This window comes from Saccharopolyspora sp. NPDC000995 (assembly GCF_053599315.1).
Genome location: NZ_JBSFLZ010000085.1, coordinates 15,387 through 32,413 on the forward strand (window position 1 = coordinate 15,387; position 17,027 = coordinate 32,413).

Below are 17,027 nucleotides of genomic sequence, written 5' to 3' on the forward strand. Positions count from 1 at the left end.
GTTAGAGGTCACTCTTCAAGCTCGCTTTCAAGGTCACTTCCTTGCGGAAAGTGATCAGCCGGGGGATGGCGTAGTCGGGGAGGCGCGAAGAACACCACGACGTCAGCTCGGCGGTATCCACATCGGTGGTGGCCACAACCTCCGCCGCGACGAGCTCGCCGACGAGGGGGGCTCGGCGGGCCCGTACCTGGGCCCACGCGACGCCGGGGTGAGCGGTGAGGACTTCTCGCACGGTGGATGCGGCGATCTTCGAGCCTCCGACGTTGAGCTGGTCGTGGCTGATCCGGCCGGTGATGTGCACTCGGCCCTCGCGGATTTCCGCTCGGTCGCCGGTACGAACGAAGCCTTGGAGGTCAACGCCTTGGTATGGGCTTCGAACGAGGAGCTCATCGTCCTCCACGCGTAGCTGCGGGCGCTCCGGGGCGTGGCTTTCCAGCCAGGAGGCCGGAAAGCCGGCCTTGCCGTCATGCACTGCAAACGCTGCGCCGGTTTCGGAGGAGGCGTAGATCCAGCTTACCCTGGCTTCGGGAAAAGCGATCGTGAGCTCGGTAAGAAGTCGCTGGTCAACCGGTTCCCCGCCGAGCGTGATCTGTTCGAGCCGCAGTGCGGTGACCGTCGCGCGGTCGCGCAGCAACGAGTGCCGCCAGAACGTCGGTGTCGCCGACACCGCGGTGACCTCCTCAGCGGCGGCGAGGGTCGGCCAGTCGCCGAGACGGTCGGCTTCGACGGTCACAAGATCTTGACCGGGCACATTGAGCGATAGCGTGACGAGCTGCCACCACGCGTAGGTGCCGGGTGTGAAGGGCAGCAGCCAGCGCCGAGGTGCCTGTGGTGTGGACACCGTTGTCAGGCCCTGCAGCGTGTGCGCCACCCGTTTCGGCCGCCCAGAACTACCGCTGGTGGAAACCCACACCCGCTTTGGTGTGGCAGGCGTCGTTTCCCGTGTCCGCGCGCGCACGTCGGGCGTGCCGATCAACGTGAAACCGGCGGTCTCCAGTTCGGCCGCCAACTGATGGTCGTAGCGCGAGGCGGGAATGATCAGCAACTCGGTGTCCGATCGCTGATGGTGCTCCCAAACAGCGGCGAGTGCATCGAGTTGGTGGTGCGTGATCACCGCGCAGCGGTGCGGCGGAAGGCCCGCATCGGGAAGGGCCTTCCACGGGCCGTGGTACGACCCGGCTGCTAGCAGGTTGTCGCCAGCCGACGGGAATTTCATAGCGTCACTGGGCGTAGTTCGGCGAGAAGGTCGAGCAGATCACTCACGGTTCGCAGCGGCCGGATAGCTGCGGCCTCGAGAGCGACTTCCCCACCTACCTGGTCTTCGAGGCGGACGGTGAGCTCAGCCAAGTCCAGCGAGGTGAAGCCCAGGTCGGACAGCGCGAGATCGTCACTTTCTGGGATGAGCTTGTTCTGCGTGTGCAGAAGGTCCCCCAGCATCGTCCGCGCGGCGCTTCGGGACAAAAGGGCGCCGTCAGTGGTCTCTTGCATGCGATTCTCCTGGATGAGGTTACTGCTTGTGTAGCCGCTTGTATTTTTGCGAGTCATCCACGGCAGAACGGATGCTGGTTCAGACGTGTTTTTCGCATAGGCGCGTTCATGAGTTCGGTGGGTGAAGGTTAGTACGGCAGCCGGACTTTGAGCGTGTCATGTTTGCCCGGTTTGCCGGCGGAGCGGGGTGCGGTGGTGGTACCAGCGGGCGCGGGCTTGGTGGCGTCTTCACCCCCAGACCCAGTGGAGGTGGTGTACCCCTGACCAGCCAAGATCACCAAAGTACTGCTGCCGTACTAGTTGCAAATACATTCGTCGGCTTGGGTTCAGCAAGTTTTCACCAGAGTTTCGTCGGAAATCCGACGGATGATTTGAACTTGTACGCGACAATGCGTCACGATCGGTGTATGCAGGAAACTGTGGAAGCTGCTTGTGGCCCGTTCCCGCATTCGAGGCAAGGCGCTATTGTGTCGCAGCCGATTGGAAAGATACAGGGGGTTGTCTAAGCTGACAAGCGGACTTGCCCGCGAAAACGCTCGCGGTTGCCCTTTTGTCATCAGTGGTGCCATCGAACCTTGTCATGTCGTACTATGGTGCGATATATTCGCCGGAATAATTTTTTGCCGAAGTAATCTCACTTGCGGTGGGACTCCCTTCCTTGGCCTACCAGGCGGACGACCTCATCATTTCCAGCCTCGCCGCCTCCGGCGCTTTGTTCGGGATGCGTGCGCGGCTACTGTGGTCTCGGCCGACGCCCCCTATGGTCTACGCCTAAAGATCTTTCGGCATTTGGGTGATCTTGGTTGGAAAAAGGGCCGGTATGGTCAAGGAAAGCGAAGCACAGCTCGTAGCTGTTGCCCACCCGCTCCAGGCCGGTTAGTGCGGCAGCCTGGGCCTCGTTCAAGGTGCCCGGACACAGGTTGGCCAACTCGACCGCTTTCACTTGCCCCACACCATTTCCATCGGGTTGAGAGCACGGGCGTAACCGGGCAACGGTTCGACGCGCAACCACCGCCGCTGCGTGGCCTGCCATGCCGTCATCTTCGCCGACCGATGTGCGGACAGCGCCCATCCAGATAACCGTGACCGGGCGACCACCCAGATGCTCTCACAGGTCACTAGCCGGGCATTCCCGCCCACCGCGTCCACTTTCTGTGCCAGCGATAAGCATTCTGCGGCGAAGTCTCCAACAGCCTTGCGACCTCGGGCTGCGCGAAGCTTTGCCCGAACGACTCCACCGCCGCCATGCTTACCACTTCTATCGCGGCCTGATCCAGGTGCAAAGGGGCAGTTCCAGTGCCCATTGATGCCGTCCTGGGACCTAATTTCGGGTGGGCTGGTTGTGGACCGGCTTGGGCGCGGTGAATCTCTTGGGTGGATGATGATCGATTGCGGCCCGTCCCGTCTCGGCCGCGGAAGGATCTGGTGATGTCAATGCAGCCGCGTCCGTGCTCGGAGGTTCCTGAGCAGACCGTCGCGGTGGCGCGGGCGGCATTTCCCGAGGAGACGCTGGCGATGCGGGTCCGTGACGAGCTGCCGGGCCTGTTCGCGGATGAACACACGGTGCCGCAATTCGCAGACGACCGCACCGACCGACGCGCCGCTGATGCGGTGCGGGCACGGATCGACTGGCAATTCTCGTTGGGTCCGGACTTGTCTTGTCCGGGGTTCGATCACACCGGGATGACGGGGTTTCAGCAGCGGTTGATCGATCACGAGCTGGCGGGGAAGGTGCCGGATCTGCTGCTGGCCCGGCCCTCGGAGCTGGGACTGGTCAACGCCAAGGGACAACGAGCAGGTCACCTGCCAACAAAGCGTGACCAACACGACCTGGTCGGGATGCACCGAAGGGGGACCGGGAATCGTTCGGGGTCCGCTTCCCGGTCACGACAGGTCAAACGTGTCCGGTCCGCCCACCGCACACACGATCGACCCGCAGGGGTCGGCAGCTGATGCTGCGCCCACGCGATATTCACCACGCGGTCCAGCGGTCCGAACCGGCCGGACACGCGCCAGCAACCTCGCCAGGTTCGATCTCACCCTTGCCGAATAACTAGCGAATAGGCGACAGAATTGTTGGGGTGGGTGATTGTTTGTTTTCTTCGATCATGGTGTCGGAGGGGGTGAGGCGGCTTTTTCAGGTGCTGACCGGTGAGGATATGACGGATGCGGATGAGGGTGTGTTGTTCGCGGTGGCGGATGCGTTGGAGTCGGGTGCGGCGGGGGTCGGGGAGATGGGCGGGTTGGTGGCGGAGTTGGTGGCGAAGGTGCGGACGGAGTTTTCAGGAAAGGCGGCGGACCGATTCGCGGGGGGTTTGGAAGTTTTTGATGGGCTGCTGGCCTCGGGTGAGAGGGAGTTGCGGGAGTTGGCGGTGTTCGTGCGGGATCTGGCGCGGCAGGTGCGGTATTTGAAGCTGGTGACGATCCATAGTTTGGAAATTTTATTGTTGGAGATGGCGTGGGCGGTGTATTGGGCGGGGGCGACCGGTGGTGGGTCGATGGCGTGGCTGGCGGCGCGGATGGCGGTGATGCGGTTTTTGTTGTCGCGGTGGTGGGGTCAGTTGTTCATGCGGTTGGCGATGGCGGCGGCCGGTGGTGTGGCGTTCAACGTGGTGCCGGATCTGCAGGCCCAGGTGCAGATGCTGGGTGAGAAATCGGCCCAGAAGTGGGACGGGAAGCTCAGTGAGCAGTCGGCGGGGATGGGGGCGTTTTCGGCGTTGGTGTCGCTGCCGTTGTCGGCGGTAGGCGGACTGGTGAGCAACGCGTTGACGAAGGTGCTGGTGCGGGGGCTCGGCGATGAGGTGGACGAGAAGATCCTGGAGGCGGCGGCAAAGAAAGCGGTGGCCGAGCACGCGGAGAAGTATCCGGTGTCGGCGATGGCGCGCTTCGCCGACGTGGTGGGCAAGAGTCTGGATATTTATGCGGGGATGTCGGTGCGGGGCATGTGGTCGGCGCGGTTCGGGCGTGGCGTGGGGAGGCGTTGGAGAACGCGTTGTCGGAGTTGTTCGGGGAGGTGGGGTATCAGTCGGCGACGGGACAGGTGGTGACGTGGAATCCGTTCTCGGTGACAGCGGGCTTCTTCGAGTCAGTGTCCAGTGGTGTGGGCACAGTGGCGGGCTTGGCGTTGCGGGGCAAGCTGGTGCCGGAAGGCCCGAGCCCATACCTAAACGACACCGGCCACAGCGGTAAGGGCAGTGCGAATGGTGATGCGGCAGGGCGAAAGGAGTCCCTGCTGCTGGAGAAGGGTTCCGAGTCGCAGACAGGCGATGCTCCTGGGTCCCCGGACCTCGGCAGGCCATCCGAGTTGCCCGAGGTGTCAGACGCCTCAAGGGTGTCGAGTGCGTCTGATGTGGATTCTGCCTTCTCGGCACCGGGCGAGTTGAGGGGTGTAGAGGCCGGAAAGGCTGGAATTTTTGGTGATTCGAACGCACTGGTGGGTGAGCGTGGCGAAGAATCCGTGCTGGGGGAGCCGGAAAGCATCGGGCAGAGCATGAGGCCGGTGTCACGGCATGACGGCGATGCGACGACCCCGTGGATCGCGGCGGGTTTCGGGCAGGCCCGGCCGGGTACGCCACCGCCGCCGTATACGACCACGACGCAGCAGTTCGAGCGGAATCGTGCGGCGACGCCGCATCCGGCCTACAGCCCCATCGTCGGCACGTATCAGGCCGTCTATGGCGTGTCTGGTGCGGATGTTCCAAGTGGGTCCGGTGACCAGGCACAGCTAGCGGAGCCCGGTGCACGCGTGCAAGGTCAATCGGCGGAAACGCCTCGTGCACCCGGTCTGCCTTCTGATGCTGCCCAGCCGAAGGCCACCGCGCCTGCTTCCCTTGCGGACCCGAAAGGTGGGCCGGTATTCGGCGGCCATGCGCAGCCGTTGGGTGACACGACCCGCCGTGGTGTCGATTTCGGCGCGGACTCCACTGCGGGCCCGGGTGTCAGACACGAGGTTTCGCATCGTCCCGATGGTCATGGGCCGGAGTCGTTGGACTCGTCGGTGTTCTTGGGAGGTCGATCAAAAGCGCTGGAAGACCAGGTGATCCCGGGTGCGCACGTCGAGTCGTCGCCAGCAGGCGCGAGCGGCCATGTTGTGTCCACAGAACATTCGGACGTTGTCGTGATGCATCATAAGGATTCGCACCTTTCGGATGGCGAGCCGCTGCTGCCTGTGGATGAATCGCAGGCCTCGCCCACGCCGGATGCCGGGTTTGCGGGACTGTCGGGTTTGCCTCCGGGCACAGTGCTGGTGCCCGTGCCCGCCGAGGCGGCTTCCATTGGTGTGTCGGCGGTGCTGGTGCGCAGTAGCGTTGGTGATACTCCTACGACGCCGGTGTTACTGGTATCCGAGGTCGACCCGAATTCCGGCGTGGTGCTATCTCGGGGCCAGGTTTCGAATCTGGCAAGGACACTGGGCGGCGATGTTATCGCGTTGGTTCCGGGGCACGGCGAGCGTGGCCCGAGATGGATGCGGTTCCGCGCGGACGGGTCTCGCCCCAAACCGGTGGGCGAGCCGCGGCGGAGGACGGCATCGAAGCAGACGGCCGAGCAGCGCGGCGATCTGGGGACATTGGCGAACGCATCCACCGCCGTTCCAACGGCGGAAACGGTGACCTCCGGCGAGATGCCAAGCCGGGAGACGCCATCGGGTGTCGTGGGCGACCAACCCATGACACTGGCCACGGCCACACTCGAGGCGGATGCCGCGCAGGAGCGCCTGGTGCGGGCGGCGGATTGGTCGGAGTCGGATCTGCGCGCGGAGATCGAGCGTGCCAAGGCGGTGGCGGCACCCAGCGATGTTGTGGCGGCCAGGGGCATTGTGTTGTACACGCACGATGTCCATAATTTGGCTCGCCAGGATGCCCGTGTGCCCTTGGCGGATGTGGTGGCGTTGGTCGCCGCCCAGCACCCCGACCGCAGCCGTGAAAACCATGCCCGGGCCGGCGAACTCTCCGAGACGCTGGCGGAAAAGCTCGGCACGCAAGGCAATAGTCTACGCATCCGCGCCGGAGCAGGTAGCACCAAGCCGTCGGGAGTCGACTTGGCATGGGTCGCGGAAAGCGACCGGAGCAGTATCGTGGAGGTTTCCCGCGAACGTGTGTTCAAGGCCACGGACCGGGTTCCCGCGGACGTCACGAAGAATGGCTTTACCGGCGGTGACGACAGGATAACGACCATCTACGATCACACCTATGCGACATCCCGCGACCAATATGTGTCGACGACCGAGGATTCGAATTATCATCACAAGAAGCTTCCTTACCGCTACGTGATCGACCCGCCGGTTACCGGGATCTCCGTGCTGGAAACCCTGAAAGCGCAGGATAAGGATTATTGGGTTCCGTGGGAGCGGGAAATCCTTTATCGTAATATCAGGGCCGACGATATTATTGGGTGGTATGAGTACGAGGAAGATTCGAATTCTCTGTCCGGGGTTTCCCTTGTTAAGTTTTTCCGGCACGAGGGTTATCGCGGGAACAAAGACGCTCCTCCGGTGGTGTGAGCACTCGGCCCGAAGCACGCTTCGAATCCGGCCGGGCCAGCACCGGCGCTACCACGGGAATCTGCCGGATCGCCCGATAGCCGGGGTGTGCGGCCTGCTCATCGGCCAGCGGACCGGTAGAAGTGTTGCTCTCGACATCGAGGCCCCTCGATCTCAGAGCGCAGGCTGCCCACCCGGGCTCGGTACGCGGCGTCCATGGCAACAATGGCCAGTTGTGCTCGGCCGTGCACCCCGAACAGATCCGATACCGGGATGTTTAAGCCCTGCTTGGCCAGCACAGCGAGCACGCTGGCCTGGCAACCACTGCGCAGCGCGACCAGCTTCGCGCGGTGGCGCGCACCAGCTCCCGCAACTCGCGCGTGGCCGGCGGGGCGTTCGGCTCGGCGGGAAACGTCGGTACCGGCGGCAACGACCGACAGTTCCAGGCGTTGACCAGGCATCTCGGGCACTGACGATCCTTAGCCCCCCGGGCAGCGAACATCCCGGGTAACCCCACTGACCACCAGGAACTTGCTCTACACCGCGATCACATGCACCAGAAGGCTCGTGGTAGTCGTGGGTTTGCGAGAAGGCACTCGGCCAGGCTGTTCGCACCGTCGGTTCCGGGCACCGACGCACGTTGGCATCCGGACTACCGAGACATGGCTCGGCACCACTGGGCATGCGGTAACGTGGCCGGCGATCAAGAAGTCGCTGCTAGCCGGGGAGGACATGTTCGGCAATGTCCTTAGCCGCCGACTCCGCGCCGCTGCATTGGATGAAGATCACCGACCCGGATGCGTCGATTCCGGATCATCCGCCGGGAGTCGACGTCCGGGTCATGCTTCCCGAACATGCCGAATTTGCCACACTTCAGGAAAAGTTGCTCGTCGAGGGTATTCCGGTTCGGACAGCGCGGTACCTCGTGGAACAGGACACCATCAGCACCCTCGCGCACAACGGCCGGTTGGCTGTCACCACCGGTGAATGCCACTTGATTCGTGCAACACCGAGGTTTTTCCCGAGCGCGTTCGGCCCGGCGGCGTCGGCGGCCCGCGATACCTTCGATCTACTTTGGAACATCCACGCGCCGATCGATTCCGAGCCGGTCACGTCCAAGCCTGCGAGTGAACTCGTGCCATCGGACTGGCTTGGTTTCCTGCCCCACAGGATGCTCAACCCAGCGCAATCCGAGGCAGCGCCGCACATTCTGCACGGCGAGGAGAACGTAGTCGTCGTCGCGCCTACCGGCACTGGAAAGACAGTGATCGGGATGATGGCGGCCCTGCGCGCGATCAAGGAGCACGGGCGCAAAGCCGCATGGTTGGTGCCGCAACGATCCCTCACCGACGAGCTGAACCAGGAACTCGACGCGTGGCGCCAGGGCGGGCTGCGGGTGGAGCGGCTCTCCGGTGAGTATAGCGTCGATATCCAACGGGTACGCGATGCCGACATCTGGGTCGCCACCACTGAGAAGTTCGAAGCGATCTGTCGCGCCTCGTCGTTCCGGGAAGCGCTGGGGGAGGTGGGTTGTCTTATCGTCGACGAGATCCACTTGCTCGGGGACCCAACCCGGGGCTCGGTTCTCGAAGCTCTGCTCGCCCGAGTCAGAGACGGCGACGCGCGGACGCGGATCGTGGGTTTGTCGGCGACCGTATCCAACGCGGGACAAATCGCAGACTGGCTGCACGCCGAGCTGGTGCGCACGGTGTGGCGGCCAAGCCGGTTGACCTGGCAGCTTCCCACCATCTCGGCGCATTCGGACTGGAGTCAGAGCGAGGCCGCCCGCACCCGATTGGCCAGTTCCCTGACCGGTCTCATCACTTCGGACGGCGGAAGCGTGCTCGTGTTCTGCGGCAGCAAGCGAGGTGTTCGCCAAACCGCGCTGATCATCGCAGGCAGCCGCGGAGCGCACATCGATGGCGTTCACCCGGACGACCTCGACCGGCTCCACACCGCATGCCGGCAGGCGCGGGTCGGCTTGCATTACAAGGGTTGGGATCACAGACAAGACGACGAACGAGGCTTCCGGCAACGCGACCTCGACGTGCTCGTGGCGACCTCGACGGTTGCGGCCGGGGTGAACCTGCCGGCCCGCGCGGTGGTCGTGCGCGATACACAGGTCGGTTTGAACAACATCGATGTCGCCACCGTGCAGCAGATGTTCGGTCGAGCGGGACGCGTGGGCACCGGCGAAAACCAAGGCTGGGCTTTCCTGATCGTCAACGAAACCGAACGGCCGCACTGGCAGGCCCGGCTGAGCCGAGGCCACAAGGTGGATTCGCAGATCCAGTCGAACCTTCCCGACCACATCCTCGCCGAAGCGGTGCAACAACGAATCCGCTCGCTCCGGGAGGCCGAGCAGTGGTGGGTGCAGACGCTCGCTCACCACCAGGGCAGCCACAGTCTTGCCCCACTCCGACATGCCGTCGACTTCCTCGTGGAAGGCAGCTATCTGAGCGCCACCTGCACCCCCGACGACGACATCGCGCTCGCACCAACCGAACTCGGCACGGTCACCGCGCGCATCATGGTGTCGACTACGGTCGGGCATGAACTCCGCGAAGCGCTCGCCGGCGAGCCGGTGCCTGCCGATGCCGAAGATGCCGAGCAAGTTCTCATCGGGGCGTTATCCACAATTGTTCCGAAACTCGCCCAGGCCTCGATCAGCGAAGACCTGAAAGCCACGGTCCTGCGACTGCTCGAGTCGAACGGACGGCTCCACGGCGACGTTCGCCCAGACGGAACCGGGCAGGGACGTTACGCGCCCGGCGATCTGGCGAAAGCAACGCTGCTCACCGCCGCGAACACGCCTTCCGCGTTTCACGCCCGCGCTCGGCAGATCGGTGGCATCCCATACCCGACCATGTACCCGGTACTCGAAGAAGCACCGCGATACCTGCACTGGCTGGGCACACAAGGATATCTCCGCACCCTCCATCCGTGGTGTGCGATCGTCGCTGCCGATCTGAGCAGGCGCATCCGCTGGCGGCGCTGCCAACCGCCACGAGGAGCCGGCAGATTGCTGTGGATGTGCGAACAGATCGCAACACCGCTGCACGCCGAAGACGCGGTCCCGAAACTGTGGGAAGCCGCCACCGCACGCGGAATCACAAGGCCGGACTGGGAATCCACCAGCCGACCGCAAGGCTGCCGCCTCGAACAAGACGATTACGTAGCGCTGCTGCGCGAGCGTGCTACCGGAGCCGTCCTCTGCTTGGAAAGTGGCACGGGCAGAGCGAAAGGCCCCGTCGGATCGATCGCCACCACCTGGGCGGGGACGAAGCGAGCAACCGCGATGCTGCACACAGGCCAAGCAGTATTACCCGCTTTGCCGGACACTTCCGAGGAGCACGCTGATATCGCCCTGTTCACACGGCGCGGTGACCACTGCGCCACGGGCTGGCTCGCCGCCTATTCGGGCATCAAGCACGGCTGCGATCAGTAACCTCAGTGCAGCCCCGCGTCAGGTGTGCCCGCGCGGAAGAGGCTGCCACAGGCACTAAAGCGATGGGGCTGCCCGCAAGCGCGTTTGGCCACCTCGCCCCGAACCAGCAGCTTGGGTGCGGGAAAAGTCCCGACCTACATCGATGCGCTCGAGAAGTAACCGAGCGAGGCAGCTGCCATGCGATGCGTTTGCGGTTGGGGCTCCCGCGAGGGCCGGCTAGGTTACGGGGTTGCTGCTCGGCCCCCGCGGGGTCTCCTCCTGCCGAGGGGGACGTGCGACAGGAGGAGCAATCGGGCCGCGTGCTACGAGCTGACCGGAGCAATACTGGCCGAGCCGCAGCACCGGCAGCAAGGGTTGTCCAGGCATCATCGTCGGCCATTTCGGGCAGCCGCTTGACGGATTTATGCCGGCAACGCGTGCGGCTTCGGAGGAGTCCGCGAAGTCCTCAATCTGGGGTTTGGTCTCGTGCGGTTCCAGACACCCACATTGTCGTCGGTCGCAGCGGTCCAGAGTTGCCGAGGCGCCGCGCTCACAGGTTTGACGCCGGGAGGTACTTTCGTGCAGACATGGATGACCAAAAGCGCCCCCATATGGTTCGGTGATCACGCACATATGTATAAACTTCAGGCTCGCGTGGAGCCGAGAACCAACCTCAGGAATGTATTTGTAGTCGCACACGTCCACCCTCTTTCAGTCGCACGTCAAAAACATGAACAGGCTCCATCATCTCCTGCGTGAACCATCAAGTCATTTAGTAACGGAGTTGGTCGGGATGGCAGTCAGCGCTGTTATCGCGGGGTTGGCTGCGTGGTTGCCTCCTGCGGTTGTCACGAATAACGATTTGTGCTCGAGGCTGGACACGTCCGAGGAGTGGATAGAAAGCCGCACGGGCATTGTGGAGCGTCGGGCCGTCGCGAACGGTGTGGCGACGGTGGACTTGGCGGTGGAGGCCGGCGGTCGAGCGCTGAAAGCAGCCGGGTTGCCCGGGGTCGATGCGGTCGTTGTCGCGACGACCTCACCAGATCGGATCTGTCCGGCCGGAGCGCCGGAGGTGGCGTCGAGGCTTGGGCTCGGCCCTGTCGCAGCTTACGACCTGACCTCTGCGTGCAGTGGCTTCGTCTACGGCCTTGCCACGTGCGCCGGGCTCATCAGCGCCGGGATCGCAGAAAGTGTGCTTTTCATTGGTGCCGAAGCGTTCTCGACCTTCATCGACCCGGGGAATCGCGCCACCGCGCCGATCTTCGGCGATGGAGCCGGGGCGGCGGTCCTGCGTCGCGGAAACGCAGCGGAGCCGGGCGCGATCGGACCGTTCCACCTGGGCAGCGACGGCGCGCAAGCGGATCTGCTGGCCATCCAAGGTGGTGGCTCACGGCAGCGGTCCGCGACCGGGCTCGGGCACGGCGAGGTGCCGACCGAGGACTGGTACCTGTCGATGGCCGGACGGGCGATCTATCAGCAGGCGATTTCCCGGATGACGGAATCGTCACTTGCCGTGCTCGATCGTGCCGGCTGGTCGGTGGCGGAGGTGGATCGCTTCGTCGGACACCAGGCCAACATCCGCATCCTCACCTCCGTCGCCCAACGATTGGGTATCGCTTCGCAGAGGGTTCTGATCAACATCGATCGAGTCGGAAACGCCCTATCGGCGTCCATCCCGCTCGTCCTGGCCAGCGCCGCCGCTGGCGGCGAGCTGCGCCCGGGAGACAGGGTGCTGATCACCGCATTCGGGGCGGGATTGTCCTGGGGTTCCACAGTTTTGGTGTGGCCGAACATTCCGGTAGACAGTCCACTGTGAATTTTTCGCATTGAATTCAGAAGGAGACCGCGATGAGCCATTTGTACACCCGACTCGGCGAATTGCTGACGAGCGAGTTCGATGTCGAGAACTCGAATCTGAGGCCCGACGCCTCGTTCGACGACCTGGGACTCGACTCATTGGCTCAGGTGGAACTGGGTGAATTGCTCGAGCAGCATTTCGGGGTTGAGGTCTCCGATGCCGAGATGGAGAAAATGGCCACCTTGGCTGACATCCTCGATGCGTTGGAGAAAAAGGGAGTGAGCGCCTGATATCCGGATTCGCGGTGGCGGTCACCGGCCTCGGGATCATCACGCCCGCGGGGATCGGCGTGGAGGAGAACTGGAAGCAGGTCGCCGAAGGTTGTACGACGGCGGCCACCGGCATTTTGAATCGCTTGCAAGGTCAGCCACCTGCCCGCTTCTGGTTCTCGGCAACGTGTGGTCGCCTACGCTGGTAGTGGGTCCCTTTGCCCGACACTCGTGGTGGCTGCGAGTTCACCTAGATTGCCTCACCAGGTGAAACCATCGATGAGAGCCAAGTTCGCTCACGAATTTTGGGCGTGCAGAATGCGATGTCGCGTTGACCTGAGTCCGGAGTCGCTCGGTCAACGCTGCTGCTCCAACTCATCGGTCGCGCTGCTGGCCGCCGCGAGCGCGCAGTGTTAGCGCGCAGTGTTTCGGCCGTCATCGTTGCTTTCCGCCACGCACTGTGCCCGGCGTTTCAGGTCAAGACTGGATCCGCCCTCGATCAGGCAGACCTGATCCGGCTGGGCGATGAAAGGGAAATCTGGGCATCGTTTCGAAGTTGTTCGGGCAGGCTTCTGCGCCGGTTGTCGAGTTGTGGACGTGTCTTTGGCAGATTTTAGTGCAACGGTGTTTGGGAGGTTGAGGGTTTCCAGTGTTGACTGGTCGCATTGTTCGGTTCGACGAAGAGCGCGGGTTCGGGTTCATCGCTCAGGACGGCGGGTCTCAGGAAGATGTGTTCTTCCACGTAGACTCGCTCGGGCGTGGCTGGAGTTCGCTCGCAATCGGTACCAGGGTGACGTTCGAAGTTGTGGAGGGCCAACGGGGATTAAAGGCGTACAACCTCCATGTCGTGGAAGTCAATGGTCACAATGAGTCAAAGCTTGCCGCCGGGGCTGCCGGCTCGCCGACCGTGACATCGACGGAGGCGGAGGAAATGTGCGACGTCCTCACAGAGGATGAGCTGCGCAGCGAGGTGACTGAACGACTTCTCCAGCGACTTCCGGGGCTGACCGCTGAGCAGATTCAGCTGGTTCGCGAGGATTTCGTTGCACTGGCGGCGAAGCACGGCTGGATTGTCGAGTAGGAGGCTGCGTGAACGGATGAGCGGGGCAGAAGGTCGCACGAGTTGGGTCTCTCAGGGCTCCACGACAAACATGCGCCCGGATGCTCCGCTTTCCGGGCGGCTGGCTGTGGTACCCGGCTAGATGAGACCTGAGCGGATTGCGTAGGCGACGGCGTGAGCGCGGTTGCGGAGTTTGAGCCGCTTCATGAACTGGTAGAGGATGTTCTTGACAGTGCGCTCTGAGTAGTGCAGTTTCTCGGCTATTTTTTGGAGATCTAATCCTTCGGAGACGAGGAGGAGTACATCTATTTCGCGGTGGGTGAACCCAGAAGGGGTCAAGTCTTGCGGTGCGAGTACTTCGCGGTAGGTGTGCACGACTTGCTTGATGAGCGCGCCCTGCAACGAGGTGGGGAAGTACCCGTCACCGCTGCTGACGGCACGAACGGCCTGGATGAACGACTTAGCGGAGAAATGTCGGCGCCACATGACTCCGCGGACACCCTGTTCTACCGCAGCGGAGATGTCGGCGTGCCACCGGCCGCCCACGACGAGGAGCAGGGGGGTGGCGGCGTCGGGCCTGACCAGCTGCAGCTCTTTCATGGTGGATATGTCGGCGTTTTCGATGACGATCACGGCAACATCGGCTTTGTCGCCCCTGGTCTCGACGATGTGCTTGTCTCCGTACAGGCAGTTGGTCAGTCCCAAGTGCGTCAAGTGATCCGGCGAGTGAATGACCACGCGGATTTTTTCCATTGTTTTTTCCTGCACAGTCATGCTCGTTCTGGAAATGCCAGAGTGTCTCTCGCTACCAGGAAGCTTGGTCAGTCTTTCCGGCAGGTAGGCCAGCCGGGATCTTCCCAGGATCGTCGAGCACGGCGCGCAGCGCTTCCGGATGGTCGAGCAGGAACGTCGTCATCCCGTTGCCGAGCAGGTTTACCGTCGTGTCATTGCCCGCGGTCAAAAACGGGGCCAGCGAACCGAGCAACTCGCCGTCCGGCAGCGGGTTGCCCTCCGCATCGCGGGCCGCGGCAAGCGCCTGTGACCAGAAGCGGAAATCTCGCCCGGTGAACACCGGTTGCATCGCCCTGAGCATCCGCGTATGCGCGGGTGGGTCGTGGAGCATGAACTGCTGCGAGCTCCTCCGAACGGACCGGCGATGCTCGGAATCAACAAGATCGTGTTGACTCGGCGCGCCATGCCAGAAATGCTCCGAGCTAAAAGTCTGATTGTCCCGCCCGCCCGCGGTTTCCCGTAGCTCGTTATACGGCCGGAGCGGATCCGGTTCTTTCTCGCTCGTTAATCGATACAGCAAGGCGTCCGTTGCCATTCCTACCTCTCCGTGAGTCCCTGGTGGTGAGGGTAAGGCGACTGTAAGAGGGCGTGTGGGTCGTTGCTGCGCCTTGAAACGCACGACAACCGCCCGCACGCGCACGACTGCGCTCTCAGGGCTGCTTGGCGGTTTACTTTATCGCGAAAGGCCTCCCGGGCGGGGGGGTGTTCTGACTCACGCACCGACGCTGCGGCTGGGAGCCTGTTGCCAAATTACACCACCACGGACGGTGATCGAATGATCACGGATGAGATGGTCACTCGCGGACCAACGCCGGAGATCGAGACTGATTTGGTACTTTGGTTCAGCGGGTTTTCGCCTAAAATGCAACAGGCTCCTGGAGGAGTCCTATGGCGCTGGGTGACGCCTGACTGGCCATTCATGCCCGTTCGCTGATGGTAGAACGGTTCGTCGCCGGTTGGCGGGCCGCCCGGATCGCCGCACGACTCGGCGTCTCCCGGTCCAGCAAAGACGCGCTCACCGCGTGCGGCGAATGTACAAGTGGCGCACCGTCATGCGGTGATTCGGGGCTTGGCCGATCGGTCCTCACGCCGGACCGCGGCCTGACTTGCACCCGGGCCGAGGGTCCACCTCCTCAGGCTGCGCCGCCTGCGTCATCGCGGGCCGGTTTTCCGTCGGGTGGCTTCGTCCTCCGACCGTGTCCTAAGCCGACATCCCGCAATTGCGGCCATTCGGCCGATTGCGGCGCCGACCCGCGCCAACTTATGAGCGAGTCGCCGCCACTAAACGGTCTAGTCATGCCATGCCACACGGCCTAGACTCCCCGATATCCGTCCCCGATACACCCCGAGGCCGCGATGCCACCGACTTACCATGTGGACACCACCGCCGTGGATACCACCAGAGCGGACATGCCACGCGCCGACCGGATTGAATACTGGTGCGAGCGAATCAGCTCTTTCCATTGCACCCTCAACTGCCGAGTCCTCCGGCCGGACGACTTCCAGGGCCGCGCAATCCGCCAACGCACCCAGTCCTACCAGCTCGTGACCTGGGGCGTCTCCACCCCGCAATGGGTCCAGCGCACCAAGCGCCATATTCAAACCGACCCTGACGAGCGATGCAGACTCGTTATCACCACCCGCGGCTCGCTCGCGTTACGCTACGCCGACAACCAGCGTATTCTCGGCGCCGGCGCCGGCGCGCTGTTCACCATGAACACTCCGTTCGATCTCTGCGTCGGATCCCGTCAGAGGGGCATGGTCCTCACCATGCCCCGTCGCGAGCTCGACCACCGTCTCGGCAGCGGCGCACTCCTTAACGCCGAAATGAACCTCGCCCACGGTCTCGGGCGACTCATTTACACCAGCCTCGTCACTCTCGAAGCCGAACGCGACACCCTCACTGCAACCCAATTCGACCGAGCAAGCCAACACCTCACCGACCTGGTTTGCCTGCTCGTCCTCGGCGATACCCAACCGCCGACGAGTCACGCGCGTGAGGTCGAAACCCAAATACGCCAACACATTCGCGGCAACGCACGGGACCCTGGACTCAACACGGAATCCATCGCACACGCACTCGGCTGGTCGCAACGACAAATCCAAGTCGTTCTCCGCGAAGTCGGAACTACCCCGAGCGAACTCATTCGCCGAGAACGACTCCACTGCGCGCAACAACAACTCGAGAACCCCGCCAACGTTCACAAGACCATCACCCAAATCGCCTACGAATCCGGCTTCAACTCGGCCCATACCTTCACCAAGGCATTCCGCCAGCACTTCGGCCACACGCCAAAAGACCATCGCCACTAACGATCTCCCGGGCGCCAGAGGTCACATGTCGGTGCCGAACCCGTTCGCCGCCGGCCCCTGGGTGAGCGCTCCTGCCACCTCGGCCAACTTTCGTCGGACAGTTGGCGCATCCACCCGGCACGACCAGTCCCGGCCAGTGCCTGCCGGCCGCCGGCCGAACGCGCTACTCCGGGCACGCTCGCCCGGCCCGGATAGAGAAGGCTGACCACCCGAGACGTGCAGCTTCGGGGACCCACTCCTTGATCAGGTAGACGTAGTGCGCAGACTCCCGGATTTATCCGTGGGGTTAGCACGTCAAGTGCGATCCTGACGTGCCCAGCGGTAATCCTGCCAACGTTAGATAGCTCGGCGCTGTATAGTGCTGGGTATGGCCGTCACGCTGCGATCGAACGCGAACATCA

At 63.3% G+C, this 17,027-nt stretch carries 14 protein-coding genes; 9 read left to right on the plus strand and 5 right to left on the minus strand.

The features are described from left to right. Window position 1: 1 nt before the first annotated feature. The gene (locus ACWDKQ_RS24285) at window positions 2–1,216 is read right to left on the minus strand and encodes an AMP-binding protein (protein ID WP_450141053.1); all 1,215 of its coding nucleotides are present in this window, start codon (window positions 1,214–1,216) and stop codon (window positions 2–4) included. Then, complete coding sequence (locus tag ACWDKQ_RS24290; RefSeq protein ID WP_450141054.1) at window positions 1,213–1,488, minus strand: phosphopantetheine-binding protein; 276 nt, start codon at window positions 1,486–1,488, stop codon at window positions 1,213–1,215. Before ACWDKQ_RS24290 ends, ACWDKQ_RS24285 begins: the two co-directional genes overlap by 4 nt. A gap of 1,428 nt (window positions 1,489–2,916) precedes the next feature. Between ACWDKQ_RS24290 and ACWDKQ_RS24295 the strand changes: the two genes are divergently transcribed. From ACWDKQ_RS24295 to ACWDKQ_RS24305, 3 genes are all read left to right on the plus strand, one after another. Further along, complete coding sequence (locus ACWDKQ_RS24295; protein ID WP_450141055.1) at window positions 2,917–3,441, plus strand: hypothetical protein; 525 nt, start codon at window positions 2,917–2,919, stop codon at window positions 3,439–3,441. Between the two features lie 170 nt (window positions 3,442–3,611). Then, on the plus strand, window positions 3,612–4,535 hold the full coding sequence (locus ACWDKQ_RS24300; RefSeq protein WP_450141056.1) for a WXG100-like domain-containing protein: 924 nt from the start codon (window positions 3,612–3,614) through the stop codon (window positions 4,533–4,535). Next, a complete protein-coding gene (locus ACWDKQ_RS24305) occupies window positions 4,481–6,988 on the plus strand; it encodes a hypothetical protein (protein ID WP_450141057.1) in 2,508 nt (835 codons plus the stop codon). The genes ACWDKQ_RS24300 and ACWDKQ_RS24305 overlap by 55 nt, the downstream gene beginning before the upstream one ends. Window positions 6,989–7,086: 98 nt before the next feature. Here ACWDKQ_RS24305 and ACWDKQ_RS24310 read toward each other — a convergent pair whose 3' ends face one another. Next, window positions 7,087–7,437 (minus strand): hypothetical protein, encoded by a 351-nt coding sequence (locus ACWDKQ_RS24310; RefSeq protein WP_450141058.1) that lies wholly within the window; start codon window positions 7,435–7,437, stop codon window positions 7,087–7,089. A 272-nt stretch (window positions 7,438–7,709) separates the two neighbouring features. Here ACWDKQ_RS24310 and ACWDKQ_RS24315 point away from each other — a divergent pair, with 272 nt between their 5' ends. The 5 genes from ACWDKQ_RS24315 (at window position 7,710) to ACWDKQ_RS24335 (ending at window position 13,542) form a co-directional block, all read left to right on the plus strand. Further along, the gene (locus tag ACWDKQ_RS24315; RefSeq protein ID WP_450141059.1) at window positions 7,710–10,415 is read left to right on the plus strand and encodes a DEAD/DEAH box helicase; all 2,706 of its coding nucleotides are present in this window, start codon (window positions 7,710–7,712) and stop codon (window positions 10,413–10,415) included. Between the two features lie 772 nt (window positions 10,416–11,187). After that, window positions 11,188–12,210 (plus strand): beta-ketoacyl-ACP synthase III, encoded by a 1,023-nt coding sequence (locus tag ACWDKQ_RS24320; protein ID WP_450141060.1) that lies wholly within the window; start codon window positions 11,188–11,190, stop codon window positions 12,208–12,210. A 32-nt stretch (window positions 12,211–12,242) separates the two neighbouring features. Beyond that, entirely contained in the window at window positions 12,243–12,482 is a 240-nt protein-coding gene (locus ACWDKQ_RS24325; protein WP_450141061.1) for an acyl carrier protein, read from the plus strand. A gap of 14 nt (window positions 12,483–12,496) precedes the next feature. Next, entirely contained in the window at window positions 12,497–12,670 is a 174-nt protein-coding gene (locus tag ACWDKQ_RS24330; protein ID WP_450141062.1) for a hypothetical protein, read from the plus strand. Between the two features lie 443 nt (window positions 12,671–13,113). After that, complete coding sequence (locus tag ACWDKQ_RS24335) at window positions 13,114–13,542, plus strand: cold-shock protein (protein WP_450141063.1); 429 nt, start codon at window positions 13,114–13,116, stop codon at window positions 13,540–13,542. A gap of 117 nt (window positions 13,543–13,659) precedes the next feature. Here the strand turns inward: ACWDKQ_RS24335 and ACWDKQ_RS24340 are convergent, their stop codons facing one another. Continuing rightward, complete coding sequence (locus ACWDKQ_RS24340; RefSeq protein WP_450141064.1) at window positions 13,660–14,295, minus strand: LuxR C-terminal-related transcriptional regulator; 636 nt, start codon at window positions 14,293–14,295, stop codon at window positions 13,660–13,662. A gap of 31 nt (window positions 14,296–14,326) precedes the next feature. Then, entirely contained in the window at window positions 14,327–14,848 is a 522-nt protein-coding gene (locus tag ACWDKQ_RS24345) for a hypothetical protein (protein ID WP_450141065.1), read from the minus strand. A gap of 839 nt (window positions 14,849–15,687) precedes the next feature. Between ACWDKQ_RS24345 and ACWDKQ_RS24350 the strand changes: the two genes are divergently transcribed. Further along, a complete protein-coding gene (locus ACWDKQ_RS24350; protein ID WP_450141066.1) occupies window positions 15,688–16,626 on the plus strand; it encodes an AraC family transcriptional regulator in 939 nt (312 codons plus the stop codon). The last annotated feature ends 401 nt before the right edge of the window (window positions 16,627–17,027 follow it).